This is a genomic window from Pseudomonas sp. S1(2024) (assembly GCF_046557535.1).
The window spans coordinates 1-20,186 of record NZ_JBKGFP010000147.1; the positions used below are offsets into that span (position 1 = coordinate 1).

Annotated in this window: 15 protein-coding genes, 2 rRNA genes and 1 pseudogene; 12 read left to right on the forward strand and 6 right to left on the reverse strand. The window is 62.0% G+C overall.

Going from position 1 to position 20,186, the window contains the following annotated elements; all coding sequences use genetic code 11:
- The first annotated feature begins 121 nt into the window (after window positions 1-121).
- The 3 genes from ACLCGK_RS33095 (at window position 122) to ACLCGK_RS33105 (ending at window position 5,263) form a co-directional block, all read left to right on the forward strand.
- Window positions 122-3,013, forward strand: a 23S ribosomal RNA gene (locus tag ACLCGK_RS33095).
- 131 nt (window positions 3,014-3,144) lie between these two features.
- Window positions 3,145-3,260, forward strand: a 5S ribosomal RNA gene (gene rrf, locus ACLCGK_RS33100).
- Between the two features lie 194 nt (window positions 3,261-3,454).
- A complete protein-coding gene (locus ACLCGK_RS33105) occupies window positions 3,455-5,263 on the forward strand; it encodes an ABC transporter ATP-binding protein/permease (protein WP_410953458.1) in 1,809 nt (602 codons plus the stop codon).
- Here ACLCGK_RS33105 and ACLCGK_RS33110 read toward each other — a convergent pair.
- Entirely contained in the window at window positions 5,260-6,489 is a 1,230-nt protein-coding gene (locus ACLCGK_RS33110; protein ID WP_410953459.1) for an MFS transporter, read from the reverse strand. The genes ACLCGK_RS33105 and ACLCGK_RS33110 overlap by 4 nt on opposite strands.
- A gap of 301 nt (window positions 6,490-6,790) precedes the next feature.
- On the opposite strand from ACLCGK_RS33110, the gene ACLCGK_RS33115 reads away from it, so the two are divergent.
- The 5 genes from ACLCGK_RS33115 to ACLCGK_RS33135 all read left to right on the forward strand — a co-directional run bounded on the left by ACLCGK_RS33115 (window position 6,791) and on the right by ACLCGK_RS33135 (window position 12,147).
- Window positions 6,791-9,025, forward strand: a complete 2,235-nt coding sequence (locus ACLCGK_RS33115; RefSeq protein ID WP_410953460.1) for a TonB-dependent siderophore receptor — start codon at window positions 6,791-6,793, stop codon at window positions 9,023-9,025.
- A gap of 355 nt (window positions 9,026-9,380) precedes the next feature.
- Complete coding sequence (locus ACLCGK_RS33120) at window positions 9,381-9,668, forward strand: iron transporter (RefSeq protein ID WP_410953461.1); 288 nt, start codon at window positions 9,381-9,383, stop codon at window positions 9,666-9,668.
- Entirely contained in the window at window positions 9,665-11,179 is a 1,515-nt protein-coding gene (locus ACLCGK_RS33125) for a PepSY-associated TM helix domain-containing protein (protein ID WP_410953462.1), read from the forward strand. The genes ACLCGK_RS33120 and ACLCGK_RS33125 overlap by 4 nt, the downstream gene beginning before the upstream one ends.
- Window positions 11,176-11,508 (forward strand): DUF3325 domain-containing protein, encoded by a 333-nt coding sequence (locus ACLCGK_RS33130; protein ID WP_410953463.1) that lies wholly within the window; start codon window positions 11,176-11,178, stop codon window positions 11,506-11,508. The genes ACLCGK_RS33125 and ACLCGK_RS33130 overlap by 4 nt, the downstream gene beginning before the upstream one ends.
- A gap of 99 nt (window positions 11,509-11,607) precedes the next feature.
- Window positions 11,608-12,147, forward strand: a complete 540-nt coding sequence (locus tag ACLCGK_RS33135; protein WP_410953464.1) for a histidine phosphatase family protein — start codon at window positions 11,608-11,610, stop codon at window positions 12,145-12,147.
- 3 nt (window positions 12,148-12,150) lie between these two features.
- Here the strand turns inward: ACLCGK_RS33135 and ACLCGK_RS33140 are convergent, their stop codons facing one another.
- Both ACLCGK_RS33140 and ACLCGK_RS33145 read right to left on the reverse strand, forming a co-directional pair.
- A complete protein-coding gene (locus ACLCGK_RS33140) occupies window positions 12,151-12,936 on the reverse strand; it encodes a sulfite exporter TauE/SafE family protein (protein WP_013971855.1) in 786 nt (261 codons plus the stop codon).
- 225 nt (window positions 12,937-13,161) lie between these two features.
- The gene (locus ACLCGK_RS33145; protein ID WP_015269673.1) at window positions 13,162-13,755 is read right to left on the reverse strand and encodes a helix-turn-helix domain-containing protein; all 594 of its coding nucleotides are present in this window, start codon (window positions 13,753-13,755) and stop codon (window positions 13,162-13,164) included.
- A 114-nt stretch (window positions 13,756-13,869) separates the two neighbouring features.
- Here ACLCGK_RS33145 and ACLCGK_RS33150 point away from each other — a divergent pair, with 114 nt between their 5' ends.
- From ACLCGK_RS33150 to ACLCGK_RS33160, 3 genes are read left to right on the forward strand one after another with little or no spacing between them, the layout of a single operon-like run.
- On the forward strand, window positions 13,870-15,006 hold the full coding sequence (locus ACLCGK_RS33150; RefSeq protein WP_004375949.1) for an NAD(P)/FAD-dependent oxidoreductase: 1,137 nt from the start codon (window positions 13,870-13,872) through the stop codon (window positions 15,004-15,006).
- A 12-nt stretch (window positions 15,007-15,018) separates the two neighbouring features.
- Window positions 15,019-15,396 (forward strand): RidA family protein, encoded by a 378-nt coding sequence (locus tag ACLCGK_RS33155; protein ID WP_196181811.1) that lies wholly within the window; start codon window positions 15,019-15,021, stop codon window positions 15,394-15,396.
- Window positions 15,397-15,456: 60 nt separating this feature from the next.
- Window positions 15,457-16,527 carry a hypothetical protein gene (locus tag ACLCGK_RS33160; protein WP_410953465.1) on the forward strand — a complete coding sequence of 357 codons (1,071 nt, stop codon included), beginning with the start codon at window positions 15,457-15,459 and terminating at the stop codon, window positions 16,525-16,527.
- A gap of 157 nt (window positions 16,528-16,684) precedes the next feature.
- Here the strand turns inward: ACLCGK_RS33160 and ACLCGK_RS33165 are convergent, their stop codons facing one another.
- From ACLCGK_RS33165 to ACLCGK_RS33175, 3 genes and pseudogenes are all read right to left on the reverse strand, one after another.
- On the reverse strand, window positions 16,685-17,425 hold the full coding sequence (locus ACLCGK_RS33165) for a methyl-accepting chemotaxis protein (protein ID WP_370290711.1): 741 nt from the start codon (window positions 17,423-17,425) through the stop codon (window positions 16,685-16,687).
- 114 nt (window positions 17,426-17,539) lie between these two features.
- Window positions 17,540-18,616: pseudogene (gene mcpA / locus ACLCGK_RS33170) on the reverse strand (methyl-accepting chemotaxis protein McpA); the annotation flags it as partial.
- Between the two features lie 97 nt (window positions 18,617-18,713).
- Window positions 18,714-19,592, reverse strand: a complete 879-nt coding sequence (locus ACLCGK_RS33175; RefSeq protein ID WP_410953466.1) for a LysR family transcriptional regulator — start codon at window positions 19,590-19,592, stop codon at window positions 18,714-18,716.
- Between the two features lie 101 nt (window positions 19,593-19,693).
- On the opposite strand from ACLCGK_RS33175, the gene ACLCGK_RS33180 reads away from it, so the two are divergent.
- Complete coding sequence (locus tag ACLCGK_RS33180; RefSeq protein WP_410953467.1) at window positions 19,694-20,122, forward strand: PACE efflux transporter; 429 nt, start codon at window positions 19,694-19,696, stop codon at window positions 20,120-20,122.
- Window positions 20,123-20,186: the final 64 nt, after the last annotated feature.

The window sequence follows — 20,186 nt, forward strand, 5'->3', positions numbered from 1 at the left end:
CCAGTTTCACTGCTGGTTAATCAGGCTAAGGTAAAATTTGTGAGTTCTGCTCGAAAGAGCAACATGCGAATTTTCGGCGAATGTCGTCTTCACAGTATAACCAGATTGCTTGGGGTTATATGGTCAAGTGAAGAAGCGCATACGGTGGATGCCTTGGCAGTCAGAGGCGATGAAAGACGTGGTAGCCTGCGATAAGCTTTGGGGAGTCGGCAAACAGACTGTGATCCAGAGATCTCTGAATGGGGGAACCCACTCAGCACAAGCTGAGTATCTTGTACTGAATACATAGGTGCAAGAGGCGAACCAGGGGAACTGAAACATCTAAGTACCCTGAGGAAAAGAAATCAACCGAGATTCCCTTAGTAGTGGCGAGCGAACGGGGACCAGCCCTTAAGTTGATTTGAGATTAGTGGAACGCTCTGGAAAGTGCGGCCATAGTGGGTGATAGCCCCGTACACGAAAATCTCTTGTCAATGAAATCGAGTAGGACGGAGCACGAGAAACTTTGTCTGAATATGGGGGGACCATCCTCCAAGGCTAAATACTACTGACTGACCGATAGTGAACCAGTACCGTGAGGGAAAGGCGAAAAGAACCCCGGAGAGGGGAGTGAAATAGAACCTGAAACCGTATGCGTACAAGCAGTGGGAGCCTACTTTGTTAGGTGACTGCGTACCTTTTGTATAATGGGTCAGCGACTTATATTCAGTGGCGAGCTTAACCGAATAGGGGAGGCGTAGCGAAAGCGAGTCTTAATAGGGCGTTTAGTCGCTGGGTATAGACCCGAAACCGGGCGATCTATCCATGGGCAGGTTGAAGGTTAGGTAACACTGACTGGAGGACCGAACCGACTACCGTTGAAAAGTTAGCGGATGACCTGTGGATCGGAGTGAAAGGCTAATCAAGCTCGGAGATAGCTGGTTCTCCTCGAAAGCTATTTAGGTAGCGCCTCATGTATCACTCCAGGGGGTAGAGCACTGTTTCGGCTAGGGGGTCATCCCGACTTACCAAACCGATGCAAACTCCGAATACCTGGAAGTGCCGAGCATGGGAGACACACGGCGGGTGCTAACGTCCGTCGTGAAAAGGGAAACAACCCAGACCGTCAGCTAAGGTCCCAAAGTCATGGTTAAGTGGGAAACGATGTGGGAAGGCTTAGACAGCTAGGAGGTTGGCTTAGAAGCAGCCACCCTTTAAAGAAAGCGTAATAGCTCACTAGTCGAGTCGGCCTGCGCGGAAGATGTAACGGGGCTCAAACCATGCACCGAAGCTACGGGTGTCATCTTTGATGACGCGGTAGAGGAGCGTTCTGTAAGCCTGTGAAGGTGAGTTGAGAAGCTTGCTGGAGGTATCAGAAGTGCGAATGCTGACATGAGTAACGACAATGCGAGTGAAAAACTCGCACGCCGAAAGACCAAGGTTTCCTGCGCAACGTTAATCGACGCAGGGTTAGTCGGTCCCTAAGGCGAGGCTGAAAAGCGTAGTCGATGGAAAACAGGTTAATATTCCTGTACTTCCAGTTATTGCGATGGAGGGACGGAGAAGGTTAGGCCAGCCTGGCGTTGGTTGTCCAGGTTTAAGGTGGTAGGCTGGAATCTTAGGCAAATCCGGGATTTCAAGGCCGAGAGCTGATGACGAGTTGCCTTTAGGCGACGAAGTGGTTGATACCATGCTTCCAAGAAAAGCTCCTAAGCTTCAGATAACTGGGAACCGTACCCCAAACCGACACAGGTGGTTAGGTAGAGAATACCAAGGCGCTTGAGAGAACTCGGGTGAAGGAACTAGGCAAAATGGCACCGTAACTTCGGGAGAAGGTGCGCCGGCGAGGGTGAAGGACTTGCTCCGTAAGCCCATGCCGGTCGAAGATACCAGGCCGCTGCGACTGTTTATTAAAAACACAGCACTCTGCAAACACGAAAGTGGACGTATAGGGTGTGACGCCTGCCCGGTGCCGGAAGGTTAATTGATGGGGTTAGCGCAAGCGAAGCTCTTGATCGAAGCCCCGGTAAACGGCGGCCGTAACTATAACGGTCCTAAGGTAGCGAAATTCCTTGTCGGGTAAGTTCCGACCTGCACGAATGGCGTAACGATGGCGGCGCTGTCTCCACCCGAGACTCAGTGAAATTGAAATCGCTGTGAAGATGCAGTGTATCCGCGGCTAGACGGAAAGACCCCGTGAACCTTTACTATAGCTTTGCACTGGACTTTGAATTTGCTTGTGTAGGATAGGTGGGAGGCTTTGAAGTGGGGACGCCAGTTCTCATGGAGCCATCCTTGAAATACCACCCTGGCAACTTTGAGGTTCTAACTCAGGTCCGTTATCCGGATCGAGGACAGTGTATGGTGGGTAGTTTGACTGGGGCGGTCTCCTCCCAAAGAGTAACGGAGGAGTACGAAGGTGCGCTCAGACCGGTCGGAAATCGGTCGTAGAGTATAAAGGCAAAAGCGCGCTTGACTGCGAGACAAACACGTCGAGCAGGTACGAAAGTAGGTCTTAGTGATCCGGTGGTTCTGTATGGAAGGGCCATCGCTCAACGGATAAAAGGTACTCCGGGGATAACAGGCTGATACCGCCCAAGAGTTCATATCGACGGCGGTGTTTGGCACCTCGATGTCGGCTCATCACATCCTGGGGCTGAAGCCGGTCCCAAGGGTATGGCTGTTCGCCATTTAAAGTGGTACGCGAGCTGGGTTTAGAACGTCGTGAGACAGTTCGGTCCCTATCTGCCGTGGACGTTTGAGATTTGAGAGGGGCTGCTCCTAGTACGAGAGGACCGGAGTGGACGAACCTCTGGTGTTCCGGTTGTCACGCCAGTGGCATTGCCGGGTAGCTATGTTCGGAAGAGATAACCGCTGAAAGCATCTAAGCGGGAAACTTGCCTCAAGATGAGATCTCACTGGGATCTTGAATCCCCTAAAGGGCCGTCGAAGACTACGACGTTGATAGGTTGGGTGTGTAAGCGCTGTGAGGCGTTGAGCTAACCAATACTAATTGCCCGTGAGGCTTGACCATATAACACCCAAGCAATTTGCTAGCGCAGATTGCGGTGGTGAAGACGAAACAACCGAAAGTTCGCAACATCACAAATATCGCATATCCGAATTCGCTGGGCTGTCCATCTGGACATTCTGGCAACAGAATTTCTTGACGACCATAGAGCATTGGAACCACCTGATCCCATCCCGAACTCAGCAGTGAAACGATGCATCGCCGATGGTAGTGTGGGGTTTCCCCATGTGAGAGTAGGTCATCGTCAAGATTCATTTCGCAAAACCCCTATCTGCGCATGCAGGTAGGGGTTTTGTCTTTCTGGCCAATAAGCCCCAGACCTGTGCAACGCTCCCACAGAGGCCCGCGTAGCTCCGAAGGCAATCATGAAATGTGCGTCATTTATGCCTGACGAATCACAGGTCAATGCTACGCTCGCGGAAATACTCAGCACGGATACCCATCATGGAAATGAACTGGCACCAGGCCCTGCAAGAGAGCCTGAGCTGGCTGGCAATCGCCTCGTTCATCACCCTTGTCTGCTTCACAGCAGCCGCCACACTGGCCGTACGTTGTACGCGCTGGGGTAGCCAGTTCTGGCAGCTTGCCGGGCCTTATTTCAGTTTCAGGCGCAGTTGGCGGCCGTTACTGGTGTTCGCCCTGCTGCTGGTGCTGACGCTATTCTCGGTGCGCCTGAACGTGCTGTTTTCGTTCTGGTACAACGGCTTCTACAGCGCCTTGCAGGGCCTTGACCAAGCGGCCTTCTGGTACCTGCTCGGTGTCTTTGCAGTATTGGCCACCATCCATGTGCTGCGTTCGCTGTTCACCTTCTATGTAAGCCAGGCGTTCAGCATCCAATGGCGAGTATGGTTGACCGAGCGCCTGACCCATGACTGGATGCACGGCGATGCCTACTACCGTGGCCAGTTCCTCCCCGAGCCCGTGGACAACCCTGACCAACGTATCGAACTGGACGTCAACGCCTTTGTCAGCAACTCGGTGACCCTCGCCCTGGGCGCAGTCAGTGCGCTGGTTTCGCTGGTGGCGTTCACCGGCATCCTCTGGGGGCTGTCGGCGCCGCTGGCCGTTGCCGGCGTGGAGATTCCCCGGGCTATGGTGTTTGCCGTGTACCTTTACGTCATCGTTGCCACCTGGATCGCCTTCCGCCTCGGGCGACCGCTGATCCGCCTGAACTTCCTCAACGAAAAGCTCACCGCCAACTTCCGTTACGCGCTGATGCGTCTGCGCGAAAATGCCGAGAACATCGCTTTCTACCAGGGCGCGCAGGTCGAGCGGGGCACGTTGCTGGGTCGCTTTGGTGCCTTGATCGTGAATGCCTGGGCGCTGGTGTTCCGGAACCTGAAATTCAGCGGTTTCAACCTGGGCGTGAGCCAGGTCGCAGTGGTGTTCCCCTTCATTCTGCAGGCACCGCGCTTCTTCAGCGGGGCGATCAAGCTCGGCGACGTCATGCAGACCTCCCAGGCCTTTGGCCAGGTGCAGGATTCGTTGTCGTTCTTCCGCGAGTCGTATGATGCGTTTGCCCAGTACCGGGCCACCCTCGACCGTCTGACCGGCTTCCTTGATGCCAACGAGCAGGCGAGCGCTTTGCCGCGCGTCATCACCGAGGACCAGGAGCATGCCTTGGCGATCAGCCGCCTGCAGGTGCTGCGCCCGGACGGGCATGCCCTTATCACCGACCTGGACCTTGACCTGCATGCCGGTCAGGCGCTGTTGATCAAGGGGCCGTCGGGCAGCGGCAAAACCACGCTGCTGCGTGCGCTGGCGGGACTCTGGCCGTACGCCGAGGGTGAGGTCAGGCGCCCGCTGGGCCACCAGGCGCTGTTCCTGTCGCAGCGGCCGTACCTGCCGCTGGGCGATCTGCGCACCGTCATCGCCTACCCGGTGGCCAGCAAACCTGAGGATGAAACGCGGATGCAGCAGGCCTTGCGCCAGGTCAACCTGGCCCACTTGGCCGAGCGACTGGAAGTCAGCTGTGACTGGTCACACATTCTCTCGGTCGGTGAGCAGCAGCGCCTCGCATTTGCCCGGGTGCTGTTCAACCGGCCACAGGTGGTGTTCCTTGATGAGTCCACTTCGGCCATGGACGAAGGGCTCGAGCATGCCCTGTATTCGCTGTTGCGTACGGAAATGCCGGGCGCGTTGCTGGTCAGTGTCGGGCACCGCAGTACACTGGCAGGTTTCCATACCCACCGGCTGGAGGTGGATGGACATGGCGGCTGGTCGCTATTGGAGCAGCAGCCAGCGCTGGCCTAGTTCGGATTGCCGGTGATCGGGCCCGACCTGAGCAATACGACCCCGATCAGGGTGCCGCCGGCACACGCTGCGCCAAGCAGGAATGTCGCCTTGAAGCCGACCCCGTCCCACAACAGCCCGGCCACCACGCTCGCCACCAGCAGCGCCATGCCGGTCAGCAGGTTGAACAGGCCGAAGGCTGTACCGCGCAGCTCCGCAGGGGCGCTGTCGGCGATCATGGCGGCAAAGATGCCTTGGCTGAAGCCCAGGTGCAGGCCCCAGGCAGCCACCCCCATGGCCAGCCCGGTCCAGCCCGGCAGCAGGGCCAGCAGCAGGTCGGCGACGACCAGCTGCCCCAGCCCGGTCATCAGCACGCCGCGGCGGCCTACGCGGTCCGACAGCACCCCCGCGGGGTAGGCCGACAGCGAGTAGGCCAGGGCCATGAGCACCAGCACTGCCGGCGCCCACAGCGGCGCCAGGCCCATGTCCTGGGCGCGCAGCAGCAGAAACGCCTCGCTGAAGCGGGCGAGGGTGAACAGCGTGGCCAGGCCGATTAGCCGCCAGTAGGACGGGCCCAGGCGTGCCAATTCGTGCAGGGCCAGCGGTGAGCGCACCGGCCGGGTGGTGGCCGGCGTTCCAGGTTCGCGCACGAAGGCGATGAGGATGTACACCGCCACGAACGCCGGAAGCACCGCCACCCAGAACACCGTCTGGAAATGGCTCGCGGTCAGCCACATCAGCACGATCGCCAGCAACGGCCCAAGGAAGGCGCCCACGGTATCCAGCGCCTGGCGCAGGCCGAAGGCTGCACCACGTAGTTCGGCGGGCGTGACATCGGCCACCAGTGCATCGCGCGGCGCCCCACGAATGCCTTTGCCGACCCGGTCGACGAAGCGTGCTGCGGTCAACCACCCCAGCCCGGAGGCCATGGGGAACACCGGCTTGGTCAACGCACCCAGGCCATAGCCCAGCACCGTAAGCAGCTTGCGCTTGCCCAGTCGGTCGCTGAGGGCGCCGGAAAACACCTTGGTGATCGAAGCGGTCGCTTCGGCAATACCTTCGATAAAGCCCACCGCCACTACCGAGGTGCCAAGCACGGTGACCATGTACAGCGGCAGCAGGGCGTGAATCATTTCCGAGGAAATGTCCATGAACATCGATACGAAGCCCAGCGCCCAGACGCTGCGAGGGATCTTCGACAGGGACCTGGTTGCGTTCATGGCGTGGCTTTCTTCGTGGCTGCGCATCAAGAGGCTCGGCAGAGGGTGCTACGTTCGAAACTGTAGGAGCCGTCACGCAAGATGCAAATCGGACAGGTATATGCAAGCAACAGCGCGAATTGTCGGGCTGCGCCGGCAACGCTGTCGTGTCAGCAAAGTTCCGGTACAAACATGTAAACTTCGTAAATAAGATTTAAACACAATTGCGAATCTCTATATTTACCATCCCTGTTGGCCACCAAACTGTGTTTGCGAGGCCGGTGGGCGAGGGCTCCCGGTCTCCGACAGGGATGTGCCGTTTCGCTCATGAATCGCAGGAGATGTACCCATGCAGTGCAAGACTTCACCCAACAGCCTGGCCCTGGCGTTTGTCGCGCTGGCGTCACCGGCCATGGTGGCCACCGTGGCCCAGGCCGAAGAACAGCGTACGGGTGAGGTGCTGGAGATGCCGCTCGCCGACAACGCGCTGGTGATCCAGGACACCCTGGTCACCGCCGAGCGCGAGGCACGCCAGGCCTTGGGTACGTCGATCATCACCGCCGAAGACATCAAGCGCCACCCGCCGGCCAATGACCTGTCCGACATCATCCGCCGCGAGCCCGGGGTCAACCTGACCGGCAACAGCGCCAGCGGCGCGCGTGGCAACAACCGGCAGATCGACCTGCGCGGCATGGGCCCGGAAAACACCCTGATCCTCATCGACGGCAAGCCATCCAGCGCACGCAATACCGTGCGCTACGGCTGGAACGGCGACCGTGATACCCGCGGTGAAACCAACTGGGTTCCGGCAGAAGCGGTCGAGCGTATCGAGATCCTGCGTGGCCCGGCGGCCGCACGTTATGGTTCCGGCGCCATGGGCGGGGTGGTCAATATCATCACCAAACGGCCCACCGACGAACCCAAGGGCAGCGTCAGCCTGTACACCCAACTGCCGGAAGACAGCGCCGAGGGCACCAGCCGCCGGGCCAACTTCAACCTGGGCGGCGGCCTGACCGACAACCTCGGCTTCCGCCTGTACGGCGGTCTGGCCAAGACCGATGCCGACGACCTGGACATCAACGCCGGGCATGCAACCAGTGCGCTGGTGGCGGGCCGCGAAGGCGTGCGCAACAAGGACATCAATGGCCTGCTGAGCTGGAAGCTGAACGACGAGCACCGCCTCGAGGCCAGTGCCGGCTATAGCCGCCAGGGCAATATCTTTGCCGGTGACACCATGAACAGCAACGGCGGTGGTGACGTCGAGTTCGTGTCCAGCCTGTATGGCCATGAAACCAATGTGATGCAGCGCAGTACCTACGACCTGACCCACCTGGGCGATTTCAGCTGGGGTACCAGCAAGACCGTGCTGGCCTACGAGTACGTGCGCAACTGGCGTCTCAACGAGGGCCTGGCAGGCCGTACCGAAGGTGCTCCCAATGCTGAAGGCGCCGCCATGTCGCGCCTGCGCAACACGCGCCTGAGCAGCGAAGTGAACCTGCCATTCGCCATGGGCAGCACCGAGCATGTGCTGACCCTGGGCGGCGAGTACCTGTACGAAACGCTCAATGATCAGGGCTCGCTGCGCCCACAAAGCTCGGACCCCACGGGTAATGACGGGCTCGTCGGTTTCGACCGCAGCAGTTCGAAGACGACCGCCCGCAGCTATGCGCTGTTCGTCGAGGACAACATCATTGTCGGCGATACCACCATTACCCCGGGCCTGCGTTTCGACCACCACGAAACCTTCGGCGACAACTTCAGCCCCAGCCTGAACCTGTCGCACAAGCTGACCGAAGCACTGTCGGTCAAAGGCGGTATCGCGCGCGCCTACAAGACCCCGAACCTGTACCAGTCCAACCCCAATTACTTGCTGTACAGCCGCGGCAATGGTTGCAGCGTGCAGCAGACCAACAATGGTGGTTGCTACCTGCAGGGCAACGCTGACCTCAAGCCAGAGATCAGCGTCAACAAGGAAATCGGCCTGATGTACGACCGGGGTACCTGGCGCACCAGTGCCACATACTTTCGCAACGACTACAAGAACAAGATCGTCGGCGATACCGATGTGTTGTACACCATCGGCACCGGCAGCCGCGTGACCCAGTGGGACAACGCCGGCAAGGCGCGGGTGGAGGGTATCGAAGGCAACCTGTTCATCGAACTGACCCCGGCCCTGGACTGGAACACCAACCTGACCTGGATGCTCGACAACGACAACCGCGAGACCGGCGAGCCGCTGTCGGTGATCCCGGAATACACCGTCAACACCACCCTCGACTGGCGCGCCACCGAGAAGCTGTCGTTCCAGGTGGCGGGTACCTACTTCGGCAAGCAGAAGTCGCCGACCTTCAACGACCGCACCCAGCAAAGCTACGACAAGGCCGCGCAACAGGATGTGGAAGCCTACGGCCTGGTGGACGTGAGCGCCGGGTACAAGTTCAACGCAAACTACGACGTGCGGGTGGGGGTGAACAACGTGTTCGACAAGCAGATCCTGCGTGGTGGCAACGCCAGTACTTCGGGCGCCAATACCTATAACCAGCCAGGCAGGGCGGTGTTCGCTGCGCTGAATATCAACTTCTGATCCAAGGGGCCGCTGCGCGGCCCATTCGCCGGCAAGCCAGCTCCCACAGGTACAGCGTTGCTCTCGAGGTTGTCGCTGTACCTGTGGGAGCGGCCTTGTGTCGCGAAAGGGCCGCAACGCGGCCCCAGGATTGACGCGCAACAGTTGAAATTGCTGGGGCTGCTTTGCAGCCCTTTCGCGACACAAGGCCGCTCCCACAGGGATCGCGCCAACGTTTGGAATTTGAGCAAGACATTTGCTCCCACAGGTACCACACAGTATTCGAACCCTGTGCAATCCCTGTGGGAGCTGGCTTGCCGGCGAATGGGCTGCAAAGCAGCCCCGGATGCCACCGATCAACGCCAAGGAACCCCCGATGATCAAAGCCCCCGCCTGGCTGCAGATCCTCGCCCGCAGCTGTGCCGCACTGCTCGGCGGCTATGCCCTCAGCTACGCCGCCAGCGCCTGCCTGGCCCGTATCCTGCCGCTGGCTGCCGCCGATGCGGTCATCGTCGCGACCCTGCCGGCCTTCATCTTCTACACCGCCGCCATCCTCTGGGCCTTCGCCTGCAGCGATGCCCTGCGTGCCTGGGCCCCGCTGGCTGTGGCCGTACCGCTTGCCCTGATCGGCTTCTGGCCGCAGGCATTGGAGTGGCTGGCATGAAGACCACCTTCACCCAATCGATGGCCTGGCTGCACACCTGGGCCGGGCTGATATTCGGCTGGCTGCTGTTCGCCATCTTCGTCACCGGCACCCTGGCGGTATTCGACAAGGAACTCGACCACTGGATGCAACCGGAAATCCCGGCCACCGAGGTACCCCAGGCCGACGCCGCGCGGCGCGCCATTGCCTACCTGCAGGCCCACGAGCCGCAGGCTGGCAACTGGGGCATCAGCCTGCCGAGCGAGCGCTCGCCCGGGTTGCGCGTGTCCACCGGCGAGCGTCGCCATGGCCCCACCGTGCAGCTCGACCCGCGCACTGGCGAGGCCATCGAGGTGCGGGACAGTGTTGGTGGCAACTTCTTTTTCCGCTTCCATTTCACCCTCGACCTGCCACGCAACTGGGGCATCTTCGTGGTCGGCGCGCTGGCGTTGGTGATGCTCGCGGCGCTGGTCACCGGTATCGTCATCCACAAGAAGATCTTCAAGGAGTTCTTTACCTTCCGGCCGAACAAGGGCCAGCGCTCGTGGCTGGATTTCCACAACGCCAGCGCGGTGCTGTTGCTGCCGTTCCACCTGATGATCACCTACACCGGCCTGGTGATCTTCATGCTCATCTACATCCCGGCCGGGGTCGATGCGCTGTTCGCCGGCGACAATCGTGCCTACTTTCAGGCCCAGGGCAATGCCCGCCTGGAGCAGCCTCGTGGCCTGGCCAGGCAACCGGCCGCGCTGGTCGATGTCGCGCCATTGCTGGCCCAGGCCGAGGCGCGCCTGGGGCCGATTGGTGGCCTGAATGTCCGCAACCCCAACACGGCGGCGGCGCGTATCGAAATACGCCCCGGACTGGGCAACCGCATTGCCTTGGCCAAGGGCCAGGCCATGGTCTTCGATGGTGTCAGCGGGCAGTTGCTCGGCGACGTCGCCGAATGGCGTGCGGCACCATTGACCCAGCGGGTCATGGCCGGCCTGCATTTCGCCCAGTTTGGCGGCTACCCGATGCGCTGGCTGTATTTTGTCTGCGGGCTGGTCAGTTGCCTGATGATCGCCAGCGGGCTGGTGCTGTTCTGCGTGAAGCGTGGACGCAAGTACGCCAGCGCCGAGGCTTCGGTGCGGCGTTGGTACCGGTTGGCGGAGGTATGCAACGTGGGCTTCGTCAGTGGCCTGTTGTTGGCGTGCGTGGCGTTGCTGTGGGCCAGCCGTGTGCTGCCGGTGGAACTGGCGCAGCGGGAGAGCTGGGAGGTTCGTGCGTTCTTTGGTGTATGGCTGCTGGCGTTTTTGCATGCCGGTATCAGGCCAGTACGCCGGGCCTGGGTCGAGCAACTGCTGCTGACCGCGTTGCTGTGCATTGGCCTGGGTGCGTTGGGTGGCTTGGGCGACGCCATGCGCCTGGGGGTGGTGGCCTGTGCCTTGGTGTTGGGTGTATTGCTCGGGCTGCTGGCCTGGCGCGTATGGCAGGCGCAGTGGGTGCCGCAGAAGGCCAGGGCAGGGCGGCGGATGGAGGCCGGGGCATGATGATGTGGGTCATGGGCAGCGTGTTGTTCGCCTACGCTGGCATGCTGGGGCTGTGCCAGGGGCTGGAGCGGCATTACAAGCAGGTATGGAACCGCACCTGCCCGCGGGTGCTGCGTGTCGGCTTGCGCACGGCCGGCTGGCTGGCGTTGCTGGCCAGTCTGGTGCTGTGTGCCCAGGCCTGGGGCTGGGCCATGGGGCCGGTGGCCTGGTTTGCCGTGATGTCGCTGGCGGGGATGGTGCTGGTATTGCTGCTGCCATACTGGCCGCGGCTGGCGGTGGGGTTGGTGGCAGCGGTGCCGGTTTGGGGACTGATGCTGCTGATGATCTGACCAGGCCCTATCGTCGGCGCAGCCGGTGCCATGTTGTTGCGGTAAAAAGTGCCAAGGCATGTTAAACCTTGCGCCCCGACCCGCTGCGAGAGAAACCCGGTGAAAGCCGTCCGCCTGACCCTGATCTGCCACGCCCTTACCCAGGCCCAGAAGACCGGGCGCCTGCACCGTGCCGACGACGGCATCCTGCCGTTGGGCCAGCAGCCTTTCGCCGACCTTTCCGGTGTGCCGGTGCTGACTGCACCAGAGCGGCGAGCCTGCGAGACAGCGGCGTGGTTTTCTGGGCCGGTGCAGGTCGAGCCGGCATTGGCCGATTGCGACCTGGGGCGTTGGCAAGGGCTGACACTGAAGCAACTGCAGGCCGAGCAATCGCAGGCGTTGACCGAATGGCTTCAGGACCCGGCCAGTGATGTTCACGGCGGCGAGTCGTTCGCCGTGCTTTGCCAGCGCATCGCCGCCTGGCTGGCGGCCTTCGACAGGCCTGGTGAATGGCTGGCAGTTACCCACCCGATGGTGATGCGCGCCGTGCTTGTACAAGTACTTGGCTGCCCGATGAGCGCCAGCCAGCGGGTCGACGTGTTGCCCCTGTCGCGCCTGGAGCTGAGCTTTACCGGGCAGTGGCGCCTGCGCCTGGGCTGAAGGTCAGAACGCCAGCTTGTAGCCGATCAGCAACAGCATCGCCGCCAGGCACGGGCGCAGCACGCGGTCGGAAATCCGCCCGGTGAGGTGGCTGCCCAGGTAGATGCCTGGCAGCGAGCCCAGCAGCAAGTAACCCAGCAGCGACCAGTCCATGTTGCCCATCCCCGCATGGCCCAGCCCTGCCACCAGGGTCAGCGGCACGGCGTGGGCGATTTCGGTACCGACCAGGCGGCGGGTGACCAGGAACGGGTACAGCAGGAACAGCGCCACGGTACCCAGTGCGCCAGCGCCGATGGAAGTAAGGGTGACCATCACCCCCAGCACCACGCCGGTGAGCACGGTAAGGGTGTTCAGGCTGCGGTCGCTGAGGTGATAGTGGTCACCGGCATGGCGGCTGGCGAAGGCCTGCAGACGCGATTTGAACAGGATGGCCAGCGCGGTCAGGATCAGCACCACCGCCAGGCCTTGCTTGATGACGGCGTTGAGCGCCGATGTGTCGGTGTGCAGGGTGCTGAGGAACCACAGGGTCAGCGCCGCGGCGGGCACGCTACCCAGGCTGAGCAGGCCGGTGATCTTCCAGTCGACGTTCTTGTTGCGCGCATGCACCCAGACGCCACTGGCCTTGGTGATGGCGGCGTAGAGCAGGTCGGTGCCGACGGCTGTTGCCGGGCTGATGCCAAACCACAACAGGATCGGGGTCATCAGCGAGCCGCCACCGACGCCGGTCATTCCGACGATGAAACCCACGACCAGGCCCGCAATGGTGAAACCGAAAGAACCTACATCCATACGCTACTCGACTGCCCAACTTTGCCCGTTATCGGATGCAGCCAGCATATAGATTTTTTTATAGCCAAATAGACTTGTTCGTTATTAGGTTATAACCGGGCGCTGCCTGCCAGGGCCCTATCGCCGGCAAGCCGGCTCCCACAGGTACTGCACAGGCCCTGAAGTTGATGCGGTCGGTGTGGGAGCCGGCTTGCCGGCGATAGGGCCCTGGCAGGCAGCACCGGGTCAGCGATCGGTCATCACCACCATCACATGCGCATCTGCGCCATCGTCACTTTCCGACAGGTAGATATGCCCCACCTGGCTGTCGAAATACGCCGTCTCCTGCGGCCCGATGCTCACCGCTTCGCCGGTTTCGAACTCGATACGAACGCGCCCGCTCAGTACCAGCGCGAACTCTTGGCCCGGGTGGCGGATAAAATCGTCGAACTGGCCACGTTCACGGGCAATGATGCGGGCATAGGCGGGTGTCATGCGCCGCTCAGGGAAGTCGCCGGCAATCGGGTGATAGTCATAGGTGCCGGTCGAGTAGCCAGCCGCCGCTGGCAGTGAATCGACCACCACCGTCACCGGCACTGGTGCGGTTACCGTGCCGCTGGCGCGCAACAGCTGGGCAATGTCGACGTTCAGCGCCCGGGCGGCGGCGGCAAGTTTTTCGTAGCTGACCGAGACCTGCGCCAGCTCCATCTTTGACAAGGTGGACAGCGGGACGCCACTGGCTTCGGACAATTGCTTGAGTGTCATCTGACGCGCCTTGCGCACCTGGCGCAGGCGCTGGCCGACTACGGCACGGTCCAGCAAGGGTAGGGCAGCGGGCATTCGGGGGTCTCGGCATGCGGCGTTGGTCGGGCATCTTACCTTGGACCCTTGCGTATTCGTAAATTCTCATATATTAGAATTCTCATATATGAAAATTCCTTGGCAGGAGCCTGCATGATCCCGATCTACGACACCCTCATCATCGGCGCGGGCATCGCTGGTGCATCCCTCGGTTATCGCCTGGCCGGCCGGCAGAAGGTGCTGCTGCTCGAGCGCGAGGCGCAGCCTGGCTACCATTCCACCGGGCGTTCGGCAGCCATGTTCATGGAGGCCTACGGCACTCCGCAGATACAGGCGCTGACCCGTGCCAGCCGGGCCTTCTACGAAGCACCACCGCAAGGGTTCTGCGAGCACCCGCTGCTGGAACCGCGCGGCTGCCTGTACGTCGCCAGCCTGGAACAGCGCACGCTGCTCGAGCAGACCCACGCACAGAACCTGGCCAACGGCACCGAAGTCAGCCTGCTCGACCGCGACGCAGCCCTGGCCCTGGTACCGAGCCTGCGTGCCGAGAACCTGGCCGGCGCGGTGCTTGAAGCGGGCGCAATGGACCTGGACGTACATGCCCTGCACCAGGGCTTCTTGCGCGGCTATCGCGCCGCTGGCGGTGAACTGCGCTGTAACGCCGAGCTGATCCAGGCCTGGTACCTGGATGACCTGTGGCAGGTGCAGCTGGGCGATGGCAGCCGGGTACAGACGCGCCAGCTGGTAAATGCCGCTGGCGCCTGGGCCGACCGAGTGGCCGAGCAGTGCGGGGTGGCGCGCATCGGCCTGCAACCCTGCCGGCGCAGTGCCTTCACTTTCCCAGGCCCGGCAGACCAGGATTTCGCCCGCTGGCCGGCGGTGATCGGCGTAGACGAAAGCTTCTACTTCAAGCCCGACGCCGGCCAGCTGTTGGGGTCGCCGGCCAATGCCGACCCGGTCGAACCCCAGGACGCCGCGCCCGAGGAGCTCGACGTGGCTTTGGGCATCTACAACATCGAAGCCATGACCACCCTGTCGATCCGCCGGCCGAGCCACACCTGGGCCGGGCTGCGCTCGTTCGTCGCCGACGGCGACCTGGTGATCGGTTTCGATGTGCACGCGCCAGCGTTCTTCTGGCTGGCGGCACAAGGTGGCTATGGCATCCAGTCGGCTGCGGGCGCCTCGCGCCTGGCTGCCGACCTGCTGCTGGGCCTGCCCCTGTGTCCCGGCCTTGTCAGCCAGGGGGTGGTGCCCGAGCGCCTGTCCCCGGCCCGTTTCCAGCAACCCTGAAAGGAGCATCCCATGAGCAATGATATCCAGCGTTTTCCCAGCAGCCTGCCGTTCCCGTTCTCCCGTGCGGTGAAAGCCGGCGGCTTCCTGTTCCTTTCCGGCCAGGTGCCGATGAGTGCTGGCGGCGAAGTGGTGCGCGGTGACATCCAGACCCAGACCCGCGCCGCCTGCGAGCGTATCGCCGAAAGCCTGGCGGCCTGCGGCGCGCGTTTCGACCAGGTGGTCAAGGCCACCGTGTGGCTGTCGGACATGAGCCACTTCGCCGGCTTCAACGAGGTGTACAAGGAATTCTTCGGCGCAGCGCTACCGGTGCGCTCGACCGTGGCTTCGGCATTGGCGCTGGGGGTGGATGTGGAGATCGAAGTGCAGGCGTTTGTCGGCGACGCCTGAGCGCTCCTACACGGGGTATGTGGTGGCAGTGAGACAACAACAATAAATCCAGAGGTTCACATGCAAGAGCAGCTGAAGATTGCCGGCGCGTTTGTCGGCGTGATCGTGGGGGCGGGGTTCGCTTCGGGGCGGGAACTGTTGTTGTTCTTTGTCGATTTCGGTGTGTGGGGGCTGGCCGGTGCGCTGGTCAGCGCAGCCTTGTTCACCTTCCTCGGCATGGCCCTGGCGGGGCTTGGCAATCGCCAGCAGGCCACTTCGCATAAGGATGTGATCCAGGCCATCTGCGGCCGTCACCTGGGCCTGTTCGTCGACTGGCTGATCACCTTTTTCATGTTTGCCGTCACCGTGGTCATGCTGGCCGGTGGTGGTGCCTTGCTGGAGCAGCAGTTCGGAATCCCGGCGTTGGCCGGCAGCGTGTTGGTGACGCTGGTCGTGGTGGGCATCGTGTGCCTGGACGTGCGCAAGGTGATCCTCGCCATTGGCGCCATCACGCCGTTGCTGATCCTGGTGGCCTCGGCGATTGCGTTGTACGCCGTGTTCAGCCGGGAACAGAGCTTCGCCCAGCTCGACCAGCTGGCCAGCCAGCAACAGGCGGGCGCCCGTCACTGGCTGCTGGGGGCGTTCCTGTACGTGTCGTACAACATCGTTGCCGGCGCGCCGATCCTGGCCATCCTGGGTGGGTCGGCCAAGGGCGAGAGAACCGCTGTATGGGGTGGGCTGCTTGGTGGCGCCGCATTGGGTGGGCTGATGCTGGTGATGAGTGCCGGGCTGTTGTCGCGCCTGGACAGCGTGGCTGACCTGCCGATGCCGATGCTGTCGATCGCCAACGAAGTATCGCCACTGCTGGGGCTGGTGATGTGCCTGATTATCTTCGGCATGATCGTCAACACTGCGGTGGGTACGTTGTTCTCGTTTCTCTCGCGGCTGATGCCGGCGGGTACGGGGAGGTTTCGCTGGGGCTCGGTGGTGACCGGCGTGGCGGCGTTCGGATGCAGCCTGGTGGGGTTCATCAGCCTGGTGGGTAAGGTGTACCCGCTGTTCGGCTACCTGGGCTTCGTGCTGATGGCGGCGGTGCTGCTGGCCTGGGTCCGGCGGAGCAGAGTGGTTAAAGCGGTAGTCAATGCTGCTTGATCTGCTGCTGGCGCGTATCCCTTGTAGGAGCGGCCTTGTGTCGCGAAAGGGTCGCAGAGCGACCCCGGCGATTTCTGCGGTGTAGCTGAAAATCCGGGGCCGCTGCGCGACCCTTTCGCGACACAAGGCCGCTCCTACAGAGGGTGTGCGTTCCGGTTTAGATCCTGAAGCTGCCTACCAGCTGCTTCAGGCGCCCGGCTTGCTGGGCCAGTTGGTCACAATGGCGCAGGGTCTCGTTGAGGTTCTCCACCCCTTGCTGGTTCAGGGCGTTGATCTGGGTGATGTCCAGGTTGAGGCTCTCGACCACGGCGGTCTGTTCTTCGGTAGCGGTAGCCACCGACTGGTTCATGCCATCGATCTCGCCAATACGCTGGGTCACGCTGGCCAGGCGCTCGCCGGCCTGGTTGGCCACCTGCACGGTCTGCTCGCTGGAAACCTGGCTGGTGTTCATGGTGTGCACCGCTTCGCGCGAGCCTACCTGCAGGCTGGTGATCATGCGGTGGATTTCTTCCGCCGATTCCTGGGTGCGGTGCGCCAGGTTGCGTACCTCGTCGGCCACCACGGCAAAGCCACGGCCGGCCTCACCGGCACGCGCCGCTTCGATGGCGGCGTTCAGCGCCAGCAGGTTGGTCTGCTGCGAGATGCCCTTGATCACGTCGAGAATCTTGCCGATTTCGTCGGTGCTGGCGTTGAGCGTTTCGATTTGCGCGCAGGACTCGCTGATGCGCTGCGACAGGGCGGTCATGGCGCTGATCGCTTCTTCGACCACTTCACGGCCACCGTGGGCCTGCTCGCTGGCACCGCTGGCATGCTGCGAGGCATCGGCGGCGTTGCGGGCGATTTCCTGGGTGGCAGCACCCAGCTCGTTGATCGCTGCGGCCACGCTGTTGGTGCGCATGCTTTGCTCTTCGGAACCGATGATCGACGCATTGGAGGCATTGACCACCTTCTCCGACAGGTCGTGCACCAGGCGGGTTGCCGAGGACACTTCGCTGATCGAGGCATGAATGCGCTCGACGAAGCGGTTGAACGAAGTGGCCAGTTCGCCGAACTCGTCCTTGTTCTGCACGGTCAGGCGGCGGGTAAGGTCACCTTCGCCCTCGGCGATGTCGCGCATGGCGCGGCCCATGGTGGTCAGCGGGTTCATCAGTATCGGGATCAGCAGGCCGAGCAGGCCGGCGATGGCAGCCACCGCAATCAGCATCGCGATGATCGCCGAGGTGCGGAACTGGCTGAGCGCAGCGTAGGCCTTGTCCTTGTCGATCGACAGGCCGATGTACCACTGTGCCGAAGGCAGGCCGGCCACCGGGGCGAAGGAAATGATGCGGTCCTGGCCATTGAGGGTGACATCCTGCATGCCGGCGGCGACTCGCAGGTTGCTGCCGGGGTAGATGTCCTTGAGGTTCTTCATCACCTGGTCTTTGTCGGGGCTGACGATCACCTGGCCGTTGCTGTCGGCCAGGAAGGCGTGGCCGATGCCGCCGAAATCGACTGAGTTGATGATCTCGACCAGGGTGTCGAGGGTGACGTCACCGCCGACCACGCCGATCAGCTCGCCATTGTTCTTGCTTTTCACTGGCGTGGCGATGGTTACCATCAGGCCGCCGACAGCCCCCTGGTACGGGGCAGTCAGCACGGTCTGCCCGGCGCTGGCCGCGGCGCCGTACCACGGGCGCTGACGTGGGTCGTAACCGGCGGGCATCTGCGCATTGGGGCGTTGGGTGAACGCACCGGTGGCCTGGCCCAGGTAAGTGAACAGGAAATTACGCGTATAGGATGGCTGCTCGATCAGTCCTTCCAGGGTATCGCCAGCGCCTTGCTGGGCGATGTCCTGGGCCAGGTTTTCCAGCACCAGGATGCGCCCGCTCATCCAGTTCTGCACACTACTGGCGGTCAGTGCGCCCGACTGCTGCACCGAAGCTTCGATGTTCTCGCGGATGGTATTGCGTTGCAGGTAGTCGTTGTAGAGCGTGAACAGGGCAAATGCCAGGACCACGACACCGCAGGCGCTGAGCAGGATCTTGTGGCGAAATTTCAGGTTCATGTTTCGAGACCTTGGGCCAATGAGGGGAGGGCGCAGCGCGCTCATGACGCATTGCGGAACCTATCGACCGGGATATCGGCTCAAGAGGTAAAAGATTGAAGCGCTTGCAGAAATTTCTTACGGTCGATTCGACGGACGGTCTTCACTGCTTACACAACTGCTCGATCAGCAGGCGTGCGGCCTGCAGCAGCGGTTGTTGCTTGCGCCAGAGGATGTGTACCGGCAACTGCAATTCATTGCGGGTGTTGCGAAAATCCAGGCGCACCAGACGCCCGCTGGCCAGCAGTGGCGCGACCCTTGACAGCGGCAAGTCGCCCCAGCCCAGGCCGGCCTCGACCATCTGCAGGGCGAGGTCGAAGCTGTCGGTTGACCAGTGCGTGGCGCCTATCGACGGGCGTGGGTCTGTCACCGGAAGGTCATGGCTACGCACCAGGATCTGGCGCACCCGGGTCAGGTCTTCGAGGTAGTGGATACGCCCCTCGCGCAAGGCCGGGTGAGCGGGGGACAGCGTGGCCACCAGCGACTCCATGCCGATGTGCTGGAAGCCGCGACGGGCATCGACCTGCAGCCCGGCAAAAGCCACGCAGAGGTCGGCGCGGCCACTGTCCAGCAGGTGTACTGCCTCTTCCTGCGGGGCGCTGAGCAGGGCTATGTCCAGCAGCGGGTGCCGCTCACCCAGGTGAGCGATGGCCGCCAGCAGCGGGCGGTGGTCGATGTCCGGCACCACGGCCAGGGTCAGGCTGCTCTCCAGCCCCTGGGACAGTTCCAGGGCATGCACCTGCAGCAGCCCCAGTTGTTCGGCGATCAACCGGGCATGAGGTTCCAGCGCCTTGGCCTCGGCGGTGGGGCGGACTTCCCGGGGGCCGCGCTCGAACAGGGTGTAGCCCAGTTCGGCCTCGAGGTTGCCGATGGCCATGCTGACGGCCGAAGGCACCCGCTGCAGGGCGCGCGCGGCGGCGGAAAACGAACCGCGGTCGAGCACGGCGAGAAACAGCTGGATATTGTCGCTGGAAAAGTTCATGGCAGCCTCCTGTCAGAAAATCTGACAGCTGCCGACTTTTGCTGTCAAGCACGATGAAGCATGATCGCACCCCATCGCTTTATCATTGGAGGTAATCCCGGGTGCAGGGACTCAAACGCAAACTCGTCTACGTGACTTTCTATGAACTGATCGGGCTGTGCATGTCGACCCTCGGGCTGGCCTACCTGTCGGACACCCAGGCATCGCATACCGGGCCTCTGGCGGTGATGATCACTACCATCGCCATGCTCTGGAACCTGATTTACAACACCCTGTTCGAGTGGTGGGAAAGCCGCCAGGCCAAGCGCGGGCGCAGTGTCGCACGGCGGGTGGCGCATGCCATCGGCTTCCAGCTGACCCTGGTGGTGTACCTGATCCCGCTGATTGCCTGGTGGCTGGACATGACATTGCTGGAGGCGTTGCTGGTGGACATGGCGTTCATCGTGCTGGTGCCGTGCTACACCTTTGCCTACAACTGGGCGTTTGACCGGATCTTTGGCTTGCCCGGTTCGGCAATGGCTACAGCCTGATTCTGCCTGTGCCGCCCTCTTCGCGGGCACGCCCGCTCCCACAGGATTTCCACAATTCTCAAGA

Bases quoted from the DNA above. Each gene is read 5' to 3' on its own strand.
- ACLCGK_RS33160 (WP_410953465.1), top strand. From the start codon at position 15,457: ATGCAAGAGCAGCTGAAGATTGCCGGCGCGTTTGTCGGCGTGATCGTG.
- ACLCGK_RS33175 (WP_410953466.1), bottom strand. From the start codon at position 19,592: ATGAACTTTTCCAGCGACAATATCCAGCTGTTTCTCGCCGTGCTCGAC.
- ACLCGK_RS33155 (WP_196181811.1), top strand. From the start codon at position 15,019: ATGAGCAATGATATCCAGCGTTTTCCCAGCAGCCTGCCGTTCCCGTTC.
- ACLCGK_RS33130 (WP_410953463.1), top strand. From the start codon at position 11,176: ATGATGATGTGGGTCATGGGCAGCGTGTTGTTCGCCTACGCTGGCATG.
- ACLCGK_RS33120 (WP_410953461.1), top strand. From the start codon at position 9,381: ATGATCAAAGCCCCCGCCTGGCTGCAGATCCTCGCCCGCAGCTGTGCC.
- ACLCGK_RS33115 (WP_410953460.1), top strand. From the start codon at position 6,791: ATGCAGTGCAAGACTTCACCCAACAGCCTGGCCCTGGCGTTTGTCGCG.
- ACLCGK_RS33150 (WP_004375949.1), top strand. From the start codon at position 13,870: ATGATCCCGATCTACGACACCCTCATCATCGGCGCGGGCATCGCTGGT.
- ACLCGK_RS33140 (WP_013971855.1), bottom strand. From the start codon at position 12,936: ATGGATGTAGGTTCTTTCGGTTTCACCATTGCGGGCCTGGTCGTGGGT.
- ACLCGK_RS33165 (WP_370290711.1), bottom strand. From the start codon at position 17,425: ATGCGCACCAACAGCGTGGCCGCAGCGATCAACGAGCTGGGTGCTGCC.
- ACLCGK_RS33110 (WP_410953459.1), bottom strand. From the start codon at position 6,489: ATGCGCAGCCACGAAGAAAGCCACGCCATGAACGCAACCAGGTCCCTG.
- ACLCGK_RS33125 (WP_410953462.1), top strand. From the start codon at position 9,665: ATGAAGACCACCTTCACCCAATCGATGGCCTGGCTGCACACCTGGGCC.
- ACLCGK_RS33145 (WP_015269673.1), bottom strand. From the start codon at position 13,755: ATGCCCGCTGCCCTACCCTTGCTGGACCGTGCCGTAGTCGGCCAGCGC.
- ACLCGK_RS33105 (WP_410953458.1), top strand. From the start codon at position 3,455: ATGGAAATGAACTGGCACCAGGCCCTGCAAGAGAGCCTGAGCTGGCTG.